Source organism: Deinococcus peraridilitoris DSM 19664 (assembly GCF_000317835.1).
Taxonomy (GTDB): Bacteria; Deinococcota; Deinococci; order Deinococcales; family Deinococcaceae; genus Deinococcus_A; species Deinococcus_A peraridilitoris.
This window is the reverse complement of the sequence record NC_019793.1, coordinates 2,636,633-2,649,508: the sequence shown is the minus strand read 5'-3', so window position 1 is coordinate 2,649,508 and position 12,876 is coordinate 2,636,633. Positions and strand designations below refer to the sequence as shown.

Sequence of the window (12,876 nt, the reverse complement as noted above, 5' to 3'; positions counted from 1 at the left end):
ACCGATGATTGAGGCTTTCTTCATGCGCCGGGCAGATGCGCCCTGAAAACGCTGTTCGGATTGTCATGATGCAGATATGACCGACTTCGCCGAACGCACCCTGGGACTCGAACACCACCAGGGAAACCGGGAACAGGTGCGCATCTTGCAAGAACACCTGCGCCGCCTGCACGACGAACACTGCACGGAGAACGCGGAACACGACGCTCCGGACAACCTCCCCGCCGCACAGGTGAGGTGAGAAGCGCGGCATGTGGTGTAGGCTGGCCGCGTGAAAGTCGTGATCAGTGCGGACATGGAGGGCGTGTGCGGCGTGAGCAGTTGGGTGCACGTCTCACCGCCGGAGTTTGGCGGGCTGGTATCGGAAAGCGAATACGCGCGTGCCCGTCTGCGCCTGACGCGCGAGGTGAACGCAGCAGCCCGGGGAGCGTTCGCGGGTGGCGCGAGTGACGTCCTGGTGAACGACTCGCACGACGGTATGCGCAACCTGCTTCCAGAAGAACTTCACGAGGGCGTGCAGTTCGTAAGCGGCAACGACAAGCCGCTCAGCATGGTTCAGGGAGTCGACGAGGCAGGCGTAGGCGCGCTGCTGTTCGTGGGCTACCATGCCCGTGCGGGCACACCGCGTGCTCCGCTGGCGCATACCTGGAATGGGTTCGTCCGTGATGTGCGCGTCAACGGACGCTCGACGGGCGAATACGGCCTGAACGCGCTGGTGGCCGGGCATTATGGGGTGCCGGTGGTGTTCGCTTCGGGCGATGACCAGGCCATCGCGCAGATTCAGGCGGAGCTGGGCGAAAACGTGGTCGGCGTGAGCGTCAAGCGCGGCCTGTCACACTTCAGCGCCATTCACCTTCACCCGGCGCGGGCGCAGCAGCTGATCGAGAAGGGGGCCGAACAGGCCATCCGGGGCACCCACCTCTCCCCTGCGCCTTACCGCACTTCCTTTCCAGCACGCGTGGAACTGGCTTTCGATCATCAGGCACGCGCCGATCAGTGCGAGCGCGTACCCAACGTTACGCGGGTGGACAACGTCACGGTCGCCTACGATTCACCCGACGCGCTGCACCTGTTTCAGAGCTTTCGCCTGCTGTGCAAGGTGGCCGAGATCAATCTGCACACCTGACCGGGGCAAGCACGGAACGCGCGGTTCCACTTCAACGCCGCAGCCACGCTCACTGCGGCGGCGGGGTTGCGCTCAGGCCGCCTGACGCAGCGGGGGCAGGCGGCGCAGGGCTTGGCGCAGCCGCTGACCAATGCTCGGGGCCGACCGGGGACGGGGCTCGACGTTGACGCCCGGCACCAGCGTGCCGATGGGCAGGCGGTAGGCGCTTTCGGAGGCTTTGGCCGGTGCGAGGCAGAACTGAAAAATGCCTGTCCGAGACGCGAAGAGCTCAAGGATGACACTGCGGGCATGGTGCTCTTCGTGCACGGGAAGGCCGTTGACGACGAGCGACCGCAGGCAGCCCTGTTCGAGCTGCAGTTCGAAGTGATCGGTGCAGTGAGATGCAGTCTGCCAGACCTGCAGGCGCCCGCTGCGCCTCGCAATCGCGCCAATCACCTGTTCGACGGGTTGTTCGGCAAAACTTCCAAAAATCACAAGGCGCCTCGACGTTGAATTCTTGAAGAGTAGGGGACGTAGCACATCAGGATCTGCCTGCTGAACAGCGCTGTTGCCTTGGCATGGTTCTGTACAGACAGCTTATCTAAAGACCAGTTTAATTTCCACTCATTCTCTTATTCATGAAATTGCCTCCCGAGGCAGCTCGCGACAGTTGCCCTGAGGTCGGGAATATCAGCCACCACATCGCACGAAGGTTCAACTGGTAAATCTCGCTGGCCGCGCTCCGCGATGATGACCCACCAAGAGACCCGGCGCGTTTTTCCGGGCCTGGCACTTCCCATGCTCGTTCGCATTCAGGCGTTTCCCAAGAAACGCTTGAATGCGAACGGGGCGGCAAGGCGCTCGCTCCAGCCAAGACAGTCGGGTTTTACCCGGGTACCCTGCCAAGATGGAATTCCGCGAAGGCAAAGGTGAGGTCGTATCAGGTCAGCAGGGCGCTCAGCAGCGCCCAGGCCCGCCACGCAACCCATCCACCCGCCAGGCCGCCTGACAGCAGCGCGATTCCGGGGGCAACCGCGTACAGCACAAAAAATCCTGCCAGCGCCGTCATTCCCGCCGCCACACCGGTCCACAGGCTGCTGGTGGCTCCAGCCACGTTCACCCCGAACCACAGCGCCGCCAGGACGGTCAAGGGAAAGATCAGCAGTACCAGCGACGCGTGGCGCGCAGGCTGCCGTGCCCGCGCGGCCGAGCGCACCCTGGCCGGGTGGACTGGGGCGGGGCGTCTGTGCAGCGTCGGCCCAGACGCTTCTGGCCGGTCGCCCGACGCCGGGCGCTCCGGGGACGAACTGCGTCTCGCAGCCGCCTCGGGTCTCATCTTCAACCTGGCCGGCTTCTGGTTCTCGGGCGCCTCGACCGGTTGCGGTGGTTCCAGGGCCAGGCGCACTTCCTGCACGGCGCGCAGGTAACCGGGCAGGTCGTCAGGAACGTACTGCGGGTCGTGAGCGCTTTTGTTGCGCACGGAGGCGATGAAACGAATCTTTTTAAGGGTGTCATCTGCCAGGGGCGGTTGCGCCGTACTGGCTTTCTCGTGCAGGCCCTTGCCGCTCGCCTGTCGGTGCGTGACCAGCAGGTGCTCGATTTCCGCAGCACCACGGATGATTTCGCCGATCGCGGTTGCCGTCGAGGTCATGAAGGACTCTCATTCTACAGGCCAGGCGTCCTGGCCGGCCTTCAGGTACGGGTTCCTCGGGGACGCGGGCATGTTCCCTGTTTTCCAAAGCGGATTGCGGACAACGCCGCACGCCCAGGGAGGCGCTCAGCAAAGATGCCCGAACCCGGAGTGCTCAGGGACTGACCACCCGGGCCACGCCCTGCTTGACCAGACCGTCCTGAAACTTTTGGTTGTTGCGCCAGACCACGACCATGGCCGGAGGTCCTTTTTTGACTACCTGTATCACCACCCGCAGTCCTTCGGGCAGGCCCTTGCGAATGGCGCCGGTCGCACCGGGCAGGAGCGTCACCCCGTCCAGCCGCACCGGAAAGGGCTGCTGCCGATTTTCAGCACAATGGTGCCATCGTCGAAGACGGTCTTGACGCTGGCGGCCAGTTTGGCCGTACTCTTGGTATCTGACACCGCTGGGGTCGTCTGTGCTGCAGCGGAGGTGGCCACCGGTGCCAGTAGACAGAGTGCCAACAACGCCACCCGGCGGGCCGACGGGGAGACAACAGCCCTCTTTTGGATGTTTGAATTGTTACTCATTACTCAAAGTGTAGTCATTCCTGAGAAAATCGTGATGAAGATAAGAATGGTACCCAAAATCTGCCCTCGAGATCATCTGTCGCATGTGGGAAGCGAAGCAGGACCTGCCAGTGGGAAATTCCGCTCTATTTCGTAAGACTGACCGGGCACAAATTTGACGAACTGCCAGACAGACTCGGCCTGAAACGAGCTTTCTTGCGCGAATGTCGCACGGGCCGAATGCAGCGCTTCGTGGAAGGACACGTGGAGCGCCTTCCATCCCAGCACCAGTGAGAGATGTGGCGCAAAGGACGCGCCCTCGAAAGCACCGTGGGGCGCTTTCCCGAGGGCTTCCAGCAAGGCTTCGTGTAACCGGTGCACACCCTCTCCCTGCACGGAGAGAAAAATCACCCGATCACCGAAGGTGTCCACTCCCTGCACGTTCACCGAGAACGCCGGTCTGAGCGCGCAAAGCGCCGCGACCCGCTCTTGCCAAGCGAGGTCACTGTCCAAATTGTTCGGCGCTTTGACGGTCACGTGCGGCATGGTGATGTGATGCCCGAGCGATTGTTGCCACTTTACGATCCGCTCACTCAAATCGGCGGGCGGCCGCAGGGCCAGAAATCGGCGCGGACCCTCAGGACGAAGCGTCATGCCACTCGCCCTGCGGAACGAAACCCGGGGGCAGTTCGATCAGCACCCGGTCAATGCGGCGCCCGTCCAGATCCACCACCTCCAGGGTCCAGCCTTCTACTTCCAGGCGCTCGCCGACATTGGGAATGCTGCCCGAGTGTGACAGCACGTACCCGGCCAAGGTGGTAAATTCCTCGTCCTCGCTCTTCGGCAGGTTCAGCACCTCGCGCAGGTCGTGCATGGCGATGCTGGCGTCCACCAGATACGAGCCGTCGCCACGGCGCACCAGCATGCCCGCCTCCTCCGCTTCGTCGCCGAAGACCCCGATCAGTTCGGAAATCAGGTCGTTTGCCGTGACCATGCCCACCAGGTCACCGTATTCATCGACCACCAGTGCCTCGTACTGCGTGCGCCGGTGCAGCTGGGCCAGCACGTCGTTGGCCCAGGCTCCCTCCGGCACGAACAGCGGTGAGCGCACCACTTCCCGAAGCGGCAACTGGGAATCGAGGGCCACGGCCAGCAGGTCGTCCCGGCGCACCAAACCGATCACTTCCTCGGCATTGCCCTGGTAGACCGGGTAACGGGTGTGGCCGAGCCGCAATGAATCGGCGAGCACCTCGGGAACGGGCCGCGCCACGTCGAGCAGCACCAGCTCCACGCGCGGCGTCATCACGTCGCGCACCCGGCGGTCGGTGAAACGCAGCACCCGCTCGATCAGTTCGCTTTCCTCGGCTTCCAGCGAACCGCTTTCGGTGGCCTGTTCCACCATCGCGCGCACGTCCTCCTCGGTCACCACGTCCTGACGCTCGCCCTTCACACCCAGCAGCGACAGCAGGCCCGTGGTCGTGCGGTCGAGCGCCCACACCAGCGGCCGGGTGAGGACCAACAGCAGGTGCATGAGGGGCGCGACGCGCAGCGCCAGCATCTCGGGGTCACGCAAGGCAAGGCGCTTGGGCGCCAGTTCGGCGATCACCAGCGAGAGCAGCAGCAACACCAGCACGACCACAACCGACCCGACCGTGGGGGCAGCCAGGCCAAACCGGCCTTCCAACGCGGGCGTGAGATAGCGCGTGAAGTGCTGAGCGGCAAAGATGGCGTTCACAATGGTGAGCAGCGTGACGCCCAGGCGAACGGTCACCAGCAGAGCGCCCGGTTGCTGGGAAAGCGCCAGGGCGATTGCCGCCGCGCGCTTGCCCTGGTCTGCCAGGGTTTCCAGGCGCGACCGGCGGGCCGAGGTCACAGCCAGTTCACTGGCCGACAACAGCCCGCTGATCAGCAACAGCGCCAGAACCAAAGCCAGCTCGAGAACGGGTGAGTTCACAGGGGTAGTGTACGGGCACCGGTGCTGCTGCTGTCCAGGTATGCCCACAGCTCAAGAAAGCCCGAACGTGGGGCAACATGAACGTCAGGTCAGCCGCACGATACAAGACCGCCCAGCAGGCTCGGCACAATGGGCGTTGGAGGAAGACCATGCGTTATTCGAATTTGACGTTACTGGGCATGCTGGCACTCCTGCTGCCCTCGTGCACCCTGGCCATCCAGCCCCGACCGTACAACGTGACGGTCGACAACTCGCGCTGCTTCACGACTGCCACGGTGTTCATCGATGGCCAGAACGTCGGGACGGTGCCCGGTGGTGGGCTGCGCAGCTTCCCGGTGACCAGCGGTATCCACGAGATCAACGTGGATAATGACCTGATCGGTTCGCGCAGCATCCGGGTGCAGGGTGACCTGACCTGGCGAGGCGGCACCTGCCTGTAATACCGACTCCGGATGCTGCGTGGCAGCCCCTCCGCTTCGGTGCGGGTGCCACGCAGCGGACTCCGTATCAGCAGCAGACGGAGCGCCTGAAATCAAGCCCTCTTGCCGTGAGCCTCCACGGTTCTCCCGAAGCAAAAAGCAGTGGGTGGACACCTGTCCACCCACTGACTGCCTCGGCCGCTCAGCTGGAGCGTGAACCACCCCGGCCACGACCCCGCGAGGGACGCGAAGGGCCCGTCCGGCCGCCTTCGCGGGCCGGTTGGGCAGCAGACGCCGGACCGCTCGCCGATGACCGGGAAGGTGTCGCCGCACGGCCCGCGCCTGAACCGGCCGGGCCGCGTCCGCCGGGCTGGGGATCCTGGGCCGCTTTGCGTTCGGCCTTGGCCTTGGCGCGGGCGCGCTCTTCGGACTTGCGGGCGCGGATTTCGGCAATGCGCTCACCGATGGGCACCTCGAACCGCTCGCTGGGCCGCGCGCGGTAATCGAAATCCGGCAGAGTCACCCGGTCGAGCTTGCGACCCACTGCACGCTCGATGGCCTTGAGGTCGCCCTCTTCCTGGGGCGCTACAAACGTCAGGGCCTCACCGGTCATCTCGGCGCGCGCAGTGCGGCCCACCCGGTGGATATAGTCCTCGGGGATTTCCGGCACGTCGAAATTCACCACGTGCCCGAGCGCTTCGACGTCGATGCCTCGCGCGGCGATGTCAGTGGCGACCAGCACCCGGTACTTGCCGGACTTGAAGCCCGCCAGCGCCTCGGTGCGCGCTGCCTGGGAACGGTTGCCGTGAATACGCTCGGCTTTGACCCCGGCCTTGATCAGTTTTTCGGCGAGGCGGTTGGCGCGGTGTTTGGTGCGGGTGAAGACAATCGCGCTTTCCATGCTGGGCTGGCGCAAAAGCTCCAGCAGCAGGTCGGTCTTGAGCTCTTCGGGCACCGGATAGATTGACTGGGTGACTCCCTGAGCGGGGGCCGCCTTGCGCTCGGCTCCCACCATCACCGGGTCACGCAGCAGTTCACGGCTCAGCTGCAGAATCGGGGCAGGCATGGTCGCCGAGAAGAAGAGTGTCTGCCGCCGCGCCGGCAGGTGACGCAGCACCCGGCGGATGTCGGGCAGAAAGCCCATGTCGAGCATCCGGTCGGCCTCGTCGAGCACCAGCACTTCCAACGCCTCCAGGCGGGCGTAAGGGTGCTGGAAATGGTCGAGCAGGCGCCCGGGCGTCGCGATGATCAGGTCGGTGCCACCACGAAACGCCTTTTCCTGAGGCTTCATGCTGACACCGCCGAAGACGCTCGCTACGCGCACATCCGTGAATTTTGCGAGTGCCAGGGCGCTTTCTTCGATCTGCGCGGCGAGCTCCCGGGTGGGCGCCAGGACCAGCGCGCGCGTTTTGCCGCGCGGCAGGCCCTGCAGGCGCTGTAGAATCGGCAGCAGGAACGCGGCCGTTTTGCCGCTGCCCGTCTGCGCGGCACCCAGCACGTCACGGCCCTGCAAGGCCGGCGGCAGGGCCAGCGCCTGAATGGGTGTGGGCTTGGCGTATCCAAGTTCGCCAACCGCGCGCTGCAGGCTGGCATGTAAGTCGAGCGCGCTGAACGCGTCTGCAAAAGTAGTGGTCATGTGTGGCCTTTCCAGGCGCCGCCCTTGAACGGACCAGCAACGAAGCGCCGCTCAGGCCGGTGAGCGGGCGCTCCTGGACGTGCGGGGGCGCCACAGGCATCAACGTTCGGGCATGGTGGCTCCCCTGGGGGCGCTCACAAGAAAAAACCGGCCTGACCTCGGCCGCTGATTTCTTTAAGATAGCGCGTTATGCACGCGCGGTCAAATCATGCACTCGCAGTCCGGGCCCGCGGGAACGCGAGTACACACTGTGCGGGGAACGCGGCGGGAAGCGAGGCAACACGACACGACTCATCCGTTCGTCTCGCCGTGCAGGCTCAGAACCAGGCTGCGGGCACCTCCGGCGTTGCGGTGCTCGCACAGATAGAGGCCCTGCCAGGTTCCCAGTGCCAGACGTCCACGCGACACGGGCACGGTGAGCGAGCTGCCCAGCAGGGCTGCCTTGAGGTGCGCTGGCATGTCGTCGGGGCCTTCGTCGGTGTGTTCCAGGTAACTCGCGCCGTCCGGGACCAGACGGTTGAAGAAACGCTCGAAGTCCCGCCGGACATCCGGCGAAGCGTTCTCGCTCAGGGCCAGGCTGGCCGAGGTGTGCTGCACGAACACGTGCAGCAGGCCGACCTGCACGCGCCCGAGCTCGGGCAGCGCCGTCTGGACGTCACGCGTGATGAGGTGAAAGCCTCGGGGCCTGGGCGACAGGGTCAAGACGGTGGAATACCACATGACTCACCTGTAGCACGCCGGGCGCGACCGAGGCCCGCGGCAGGGCCACCGCACCCTGCACTTCACTGCTCAGGCGACCTGCTGGGCCGCGAAGCGCCGGGAGGGCTGCAGGTACTCGTCTTGCGCGGCGATCAGCTGAATCTCGCGGCTGCCCCGGCGGTGGGTCAGTTCGAGCATGTTGTAAAGCGCCGAAACCGCATTTTCCAGACTGTGCGGCACGTTGCCGCTGCGCAGGTAATGTCCCAGAAACAGCGCGGCGACCGCGTCACCCGTGCCGTTGCGAGGCGGATCGAGCGGCAGCAGCGGCGTGCGGACGGTCCAGGCGCCCTCGCCGGACAGCATCAGCGTCTCGATGGCGTCGTCGGGCGCGTCCTCACGCACCAGGCTCGTTACGACCACGATGCGCGGTCCGTGCGCCCAAATCCGCGCGCGCAGTTCGGTGGCCGCCTGCAGGGCGTCCTGCAGGGTGCGCACCTCGCGCCCCGTCAGCAGTTCGAGTTCGAAGTGGTTGGGGGTCACGATGTCCGCTGCCGCAACGGCCCGCTCGCGCATCACCTCGGGAATCTCGGGGCGCACGAACACCCCGCGCCCCACGTCGCCCATCACGGGGTCGCAGCAGTAAAGCGCGCCGGGATTGGCCTCACGAACGCGCGTCACGGCGTTCAGAATGGCGCCCGCCGTGTTCGCGTCGCCCATATACCCCGAGAGTACGGCGTCGCACTCGTGCAGCACACCGCGATCGGCGATGCCCTCGATGACTTCCGCGACATGCTCGGTACTCAGGACCTGCCCCCGCCACTGACCGTAACCGGTGTGGTTGGAGAACTGCACGGTGTGAACAGCCCAGACCTCGAAACCCAGGCGCTGCAGCGGAAAGACCGCCGAGGCATTCCCGGCGTGCCCGTACGAGACCCAGGACTGGATGGACAGAATGTTTCTCACTCGCTCGCTGCTTGCCTGCACGCGCTCGATCATACCTTTCCAGCAGGCGGGGGACCAGCGGCCAAGGTGATTTCCTGGAAACGTTCCCTGGAAACGGCCCTCAGGGCCAGGTGCGGCGGGCAGGACGCAAATGGAGCACGCCGAGCAATGCCAGCAGCAGTGCCAGCGCGTCAAGCGCGCGAATGTCCTGCGTAACGGCGTATGTTTCGCTGATCAAAGCGAGCACACTGAAAACCAGAAACCACAACTGTCCTTGCCAGCGCATGATCCCAGTCTGAACGGGCCACATGACTGCAAACTGAGGCTGTGAGGTTTCTTTCATGACAGCGTCCTAGACTGAGCTTCTGCCCATCATCGGCCAGCGCCCTCTACGGCCGAGTCATGCCAGGTCCCCGGGAGGTGCAGTTCAAGCGGCCTGCAAGGAGTGTTATGTTTCGCCTCGTACCCGTGATATTCCTGTCCCTGACCGTCTGGGCTGCCGGCCAGCATCAGCACGCCCCGCCTCCCGCAGCAGGCTCGCCCACTGCGCAGCAGGCTCGCCACCGCGTCTTCGATCCGCAATTGCTCGCACAGCTGGAGACATTGTCCGGGCGCAACTTCGACCGTGCCTACCTGTCGATGATGATCGCGCACCATCAGGCTGGAGTGGAGATGAGCCAGGCCCTGCTGCCCCGGCTGCGTGATCCACAAGTCCGCGAGTGGGCGCAGATCGTGGTCACGGGACAGCAGGGGGAGGTCCGCGAGATGACGGCAATGCTCACCGATTTCCAGTTGGGCGGCCTGGACCGCGTGCGGGCCGACGCCATGAAGGCGCACATGCAAGGCATGCTCCGCGCCGTGCGGGCTTCGACCGCACCCGAGGAAGCGTTCGTGAGCCATATGCTCGAACACCACGCTTCGGGCGTGCTGATGGCCACCCTCGCCCTGATGCGCTCGGACAACGATCTGCTGCGCCTGGACGCCCAGGGTGTCGTCCGGGTCCAGGCCGAGCAGATGAACACGTACCGCAGCTGGAAGCCTCGCTCGTGAGCGGAGCGTGCTTCGCTGAAGCTTCCATGAAGCAACCTTGGGGAAACTGGCACGGTCGGCCTGCCCGGACGAGGGTACGCTGACCCCGCTATTCATGTACGTCACCGCCGACCTTTCGAGTTGTACCCTGCGCATCCGCATTGGGACCGTAGTCCTGCACGTTCACGCGGAAGACGCCCAGACGTTTGCCAATTTGCTGCGCCGCCCGCCGCAAGCGGGGCTGGTATGGCTCGACGCTCTTGATCACACCCGGGGAGCGCGCCTGCGGGCACTGAACGAAGGCACTGAACTCACCGCCGACCAGGGCCAGGGCGCTCGTGAGTGGATCACCTGGACCGTGGCCGTCGACGTGGCCGGTGAAATCACCGGAGGGCTCGGTACCCTCCGACTGGCGCGCGCGGGCTGAAAGGGCTGAATCCTCCCAACAAAGGCTCAGGAGGGGCTCAACGCAGCTTCAGGTGCAGGTGCCCCCGGATCTCAGTGCGAGGTGTGCGGGTAGACGCAACTGGCGAACACCTGGCCGACTTCACGATTCCTCGTAGAAATACAGGCCACACCCGCCCCGTTGACTGGCACGCCGCCCGGCACCGAGTTTCTTCCCCAGCCCGCTGGCCACGCGTCATGGTGACCCACACAAAGGAGGCGCCCAAGTGGGCGCCTCCTTGCTGACGTGTGCTTATTCGTGCTCCGGATCGCCCTCAGACTCACTGGGGGCGTGGCTGGGCACTTCGGGATTCTCGACGAACTCGGTGGGATCGAGTTCGCTGAAGCCGATCTCCTGTTCGTACTTCTCGATCTTGACGTGCAGCCTCTTGACGTCGCCTTCGACCAGACCGTAGTCAAACGAGCTCCAGATGGCCGTCTGCTGAGTGCTGTCGCCTTCAAAGGTCGGCACTTCACGCGTGGCCTTGATGCCATCTTCGAGCTGCTTGCGTCCCTCGATGCCGAGATTGCGAAACACCACCTGCATGACGTCCCGGCTGAAGTCGCGCGGTCCGTACACTCCGGCGCGGTACACCGTTTCATAAAACTGTTCCCAGTCAGGCACCAGGTGGCTCGCTGGCATCGAGAACTGCGAAATGACGTTCTTGATGGCCTCGAGGGTCTTTTGTGGGTAATAGTACAGGTACAGGCGCACACCTTCCAGAAAGAAGTTGTAGTGCGCTGCTTCGTCCACCGCGATGGTCTGCGCTACCTTCGCCAGCACCGGGTCCTGAAAGCCCACAAGGTGCGGCTTGGTGCTCTTGCCCTGTGCGATGTTCATCATGTTGAGGTAGTTCAGCTGCGTCGCGCGCTCCTGAAACACCGTGTAGACGAGGTTGTGAATGGCGTCCGGAAAGGGCAGCGTCCATTGCTGGCTTTTCAGGCGCTCTTTGTACTCGGCGATCCATTGTGGCGAACGCTGGCGCGAAAACAGCACGGCGTTCTCCCAGGCGTCGGCGTGCTTCTCCTCTTCGCTGCCCCACCGCAGCTGAAAGTGGCTGCGTCCGTGACTGGCGCGCACCAGACGCAGCAACTCGCTGGTGTAGTCAGGCGCGTACTGCTCGACAGCGAAAAAGCCCTGCAAAATGGTCGTGACTTCTTTGGGCATGTCAGTGCGCAACTGACGCCACTCGAAACTCTTGTCAGCATTCCAGTTGCGCGTTTCCTGGCTCCGCGAGGTGTACCAGCGGTACAGGCCCAGAAACGCCCGTTCGATCAGGGTATCTTTTTCCTGGTTGGACAGCAGGCCCGCGGGCTGCCGGCGTCCGGTCGGCAAGGCAGAAGGAGGAATGATGGCACTCATACTCAGAGATGCTAGCGCGAGATTTGGTGGATGATGTGTACTCTCTTGACAGTTGCGCCAAGAATTCCTCCACCCTGCCTTGGGTCAGTCCGGTTGCACGAGCCGCAGATTGCTGCCGTGAATGGTCGCCCGGCGAGCCAGCAACAGGTGGTGCAGGGCGTCCCGGACGTTGGCTTCCTCGGGCAGTCGGGCGCGGATTTCCTCCAGGTCCATCTCGCCGCCCTCCGCAATCTTCAAGAATTCCTCAATATTGCGCGCTACCCGTCGGGCTTCCTCGGCGTTCTCGGGGACATGCACTTCATCCTTACGAACGCTGCGCACCTTGCGTTCACGCGCCGCACGCACCTGCTCGAGCTCCGAGCGCAAACGGGCCGCCTCGTCGTTCAGGCGCAGCACCTCGTCCTGCAGACCCTCCAGCACTCGGCCGGCCTGACTCTGGGCCTGCTCGGCAATACGCCGCGCTGCGCGCAGACCGGCGCGATAGCCGCGCGCGTAGCCGGCCAGTTCCGACTGGGCCGCCACGCCGCCCACCGCCCGGCGTGCCCGCGAGTCCTGCGTCACGCTGGTAAGCAGCTGCTGTAGTTCCAGGGCGCGGTCGAGCGCTTCACGCTCCTCGCGCACCAGACCTGAGCGCAAGTCGGCGTAGGTGCCGTCCCGCGGCGCCGGCGCGGGCAGTTCCAGCAGCAAAGCGAGTCGTGCGTCGAAAGATCCAGGGGTATGCTCGTCCACGGAGCGAAATTTACGTCGTCTGGGCATGATGGGGGTCGCAGTGACCTTTCTGGCCACGTCGGGGTGTGGCCGCCGACCTTCGAAACGGGGACGCGCGCAGCGCGGAAAAGAAGTCGTCGCGTGGGCGATCCGTCCCAAGGTCGGTGAAAGAAAAAGCGACCGCTGTGGCCGCTGATTCCTTCAAGATAGCGCCTTATGCACGTCCGGTCAAATGATGCAGCCGAAAAGCAGACGAACTGGGCGGCGAACGGAGGTCAATCGAAGCAGGCAGCGCACGCAAAAATGACGGTCAGCGGAAGTCAGCGGGAATGCCCCGCACCTGACCCGACGCAGGCACCCGCAGCGCGCCGCCCCAG

At 64.5% G+C, this 12,876-nt stretch carries 17 protein-coding genes; 5 read left to right on the top strand and 12 right to left on the bottom strand.

The window, feature by feature from the left end; translation table 11 throughout:
- Positions 1-76: 76 nt before the first annotated feature.
- Positions 77-241 (top strand): hypothetical protein, encoded by a 165-nt coding sequence (locus tag DEIPE_RS24055; RefSeq protein ID WP_015236419.1) that lies wholly within the window; start codon positions 77-79, stop codon positions 239-241.
- 30 nt (positions 242-271) lie between these two features.
- Positions 272-1,126, top strand: coding sequence for a M55 family metallopeptidase (locus DEIPE_RS12945; protein ID WP_015236418.1), 855 nt, complete (start codon positions 272-274; stop codon positions 1,124-1,126).
- Between the two features lie 72 nt (positions 1,127-1,198).
- Here DEIPE_RS12945 and DEIPE_RS12940 read toward each other — a convergent pair whose 3' ends face one another.
- The 6 genes from DEIPE_RS12940 to DEIPE_RS12920 all read right to left on the bottom strand — a co-directional run bounded on the left by DEIPE_RS12940 (position 1,199) and on the right by DEIPE_RS12920 (position 5,259).
- Positions 1,199-1,600 carry a hypothetical protein gene (locus DEIPE_RS12940; protein WP_015236417.1) on the bottom strand — a complete coding sequence of 134 codons (402 nt, stop codon included), beginning with the start codon at positions 1,598-1,600 and terminating at the stop codon, positions 1,199-1,201.
- A gap of 445 nt (positions 1,601-2,045) precedes the next feature.
- Complete coding sequence (locus tag DEIPE_RS22350; protein WP_015236416.1) at positions 2,046-2,756, bottom strand: hypothetical protein; 711 nt, start codon at positions 2,754-2,756, stop codon at positions 2,046-2,048.
- Between the two features lie 154 nt (positions 2,757-2,910).
- Positions 2,911-3,087: a hypothetical protein gene (locus DEIPE_RS12930; RefSeq protein ID WP_015236415.1), complete on the bottom strand. Its 177-nt coding sequence runs from the start codon at positions 3,085-3,087 to the stop codon at positions 2,911-2,913.
- A complete protein-coding gene (locus tag DEIPE_RS24050) occupies positions 3,084-3,326 on the bottom strand; it encodes a hypothetical protein (protein ID WP_015236414.1) in 243 nt (80 codons plus the stop codon). The genes DEIPE_RS12930 and DEIPE_RS24050 overlap by 4 nt, the downstream gene beginning before the upstream one ends.
- A 72-nt stretch (positions 3,327-3,398) precedes the next feature.
- Positions 3,399-3,959, bottom strand: coding sequence for a 2'-5' RNA ligase family protein (locus DEIPE_RS22345; protein WP_015236413.1), 561 nt, complete (start codon positions 3,957-3,959; stop codon positions 3,399-3,401).
- Complete coding sequence (locus DEIPE_RS12920) at positions 3,943-5,259, bottom strand: hemolysin family protein (RefSeq protein WP_015236412.1); 1,317 nt, start codon at positions 5,257-5,259, stop codon at positions 3,943-3,945. Before DEIPE_RS12920 ends, DEIPE_RS22345 begins: the two co-directional genes overlap by 17 nt.
- Positions 5,260-5,408: 149 nt before the next feature.
- On the opposite strand from DEIPE_RS12920, the gene DEIPE_RS12915 reads away from it, so the two are divergent.
- Positions 5,409-5,699, top strand: a complete 291-nt coding sequence (locus tag DEIPE_RS12915) for a hypothetical protein (protein WP_015236411.1) — start codon at positions 5,409-5,411, stop codon at positions 5,697-5,699.
- Positions 5,700-5,880: 181 nt separating this feature from the next.
- Here DEIPE_RS12915 and DEIPE_RS12910 read toward each other — a convergent pair whose 3' ends face one another.
- The 4 genes from DEIPE_RS12910 to DEIPE_RS12895 form a co-directional block, all read right to left on the bottom strand.
- Positions 5,881-7,314 (bottom strand): DEAD/DEAH box helicase, encoded by a 1,434-nt coding sequence (locus DEIPE_RS12910; RefSeq protein WP_015236410.1) that lies wholly within the window; start codon positions 7,312-7,314, stop codon positions 5,881-5,883.
- 291 nt (positions 7,315-7,605) lie between these two features.
- Positions 7,606-8,034 (bottom strand): secondary thiamine-phosphate synthase enzyme YjbQ, encoded by a 429-nt coding sequence (locus DEIPE_RS12905; protein ID WP_015236409.1) that lies wholly within the window; start codon positions 8,032-8,034, stop codon positions 7,606-7,608.
- A 69-nt stretch (positions 8,035-8,103) separates the two neighbouring features.
- The gene (gene pdxY, locus DEIPE_RS12900) at positions 8,104-9,009 is read right to left on the bottom strand and encodes a pyridoxal kinase PdxY (protein ID WP_015236408.1); all 906 of its coding nucleotides are present in this window, start codon (positions 9,007-9,009) and stop codon (positions 8,104-8,106) included.
- Between the two features lie 67 nt (positions 9,010-9,076).
- On the bottom strand, positions 9,077-9,241 hold the full coding sequence (locus DEIPE_RS12895) for a hypothetical protein (RefSeq protein WP_157448863.1): 165 nt from the start codon (positions 9,239-9,241) through the stop codon (positions 9,077-9,079).
- Positions 9,242-9,405: 164 nt separating this feature from the next.
- Here DEIPE_RS12895 and DEIPE_RS12890 point away from each other — a divergent pair, with 164 nt between their 5' ends.
- Positions 9,406-10,005 (top strand): DUF305 domain-containing protein, encoded by a 600-nt coding sequence (locus DEIPE_RS12890; protein WP_015236406.1) that lies wholly within the window; start codon positions 9,406-9,408, stop codon positions 10,003-10,005.
- A gap of 37 nt (positions 10,006-10,042) precedes the next feature.
- Positions 10,043-10,411: a hypothetical protein gene (locus DEIPE_RS12885; RefSeq protein ID WP_041230894.1), complete on the top strand. Its 369-nt coding sequence runs from the start codon at positions 10,043-10,045 to the stop codon at positions 10,409-10,411.
- A gap of 270 nt (positions 10,412-10,681) precedes the next feature.
- On the opposite strand, the gene DEIPE_RS12880 is transcribed toward DEIPE_RS12885, so the two are convergent.
- The gene (locus DEIPE_RS12880; RefSeq protein WP_015236404.1) at positions 10,682-11,791 is read right to left on the bottom strand and encodes an acyl-ACP desaturase; all 1,110 of its coding nucleotides are present in this window, start codon (positions 11,789-11,791) and stop codon (positions 10,682-10,684) included.
- Positions 11,792-11,875: 84 nt separating this feature from the next.
- Positions 11,876-12,520 (bottom strand): hypothetical protein, encoded by a 645-nt coding sequence (locus DEIPE_RS12875; RefSeq protein ID WP_157448862.1) that lies wholly within the window; start codon positions 12,518-12,520, stop codon positions 11,876-11,878.
- Positions 12,521-12,876 lie beyond the last annotated feature (356 nt).

Bases quoted from the DNA above. Each gene is read 5' to 3' on its own strand.
- DEIPE_RS24050 (WP_015236414.1), bottom strand. From the start codon at position 3,326: ATGAGTAACAATTCAAACATCCAAAAGAGGGCTGTTGTCTCCCCGTCG.
- DEIPE_RS12880 (WP_015236404.1), bottom strand. From the start codon at position 11,791: ATGAGTGCCATCATTCCTCCTTCTGCCTTGCCGACCGGACGCCGGCAG.
- DEIPE_RS22345 (WP_015236413.1), bottom strand. From the start codon at position 3,959: ATGACGCTTCGTCCTGAGGGTCCGCGCCGATTTCTGGCCCTGCGGCCG.
- pdxY (WP_015236408.1), bottom strand. From the start codon at position 9,009: ATGATCGAGCGCGTGCAGGCAAGCAGCGAGCGAGTGAGAAACATTCTG.
- DEIPE_RS12895 (WP_157448863.1), bottom strand. From the start codon at position 9,241: ATGCGCTGGCAAGGACAGTTGTGGTTTCTGGTTTTCAGTGTGCTCGCT.
- DEIPE_RS12890 (WP_015236406.1), top strand. From the start codon at position 9,406: ATGTTTCGCCTCGTACCCGTGATATTCCTGTCCCTGACCGTCTGGGCT.
- DEIPE_RS12905 (WP_015236409.1), bottom strand. From the start codon at position 8,034: ATGTGGTATTCCACCGTCTTGACCCTGTCGCCCAGGCCCCGAGGCTTT.
- DEIPE_RS22350 (WP_015236416.1), bottom strand. From the start codon at position 2,756: ATGACCTCGACGGCAACCGCGATCGGCGAAATCATCCGTGGTGCTGCG.
- DEIPE_RS24055 (WP_015236419.1), top strand. From the start codon at position 77: ATGACCGACTTCGCCGAACGCACCCTGGGACTCGAACACCACCAGGGA.
- DEIPE_RS12915 (WP_015236411.1), top strand. From the start codon at position 5,409: ATGCGTTATTCGAATTTGACGTTACTGGGCATGCTGGCACTCCTGCTG.
- DEIPE_RS12910 (WP_015236410.1), bottom strand. From the start codon at position 7,314: ATGACCACTACTTTTGCAGACGCGTTCAGCGCGCTCGACTTACATGCC.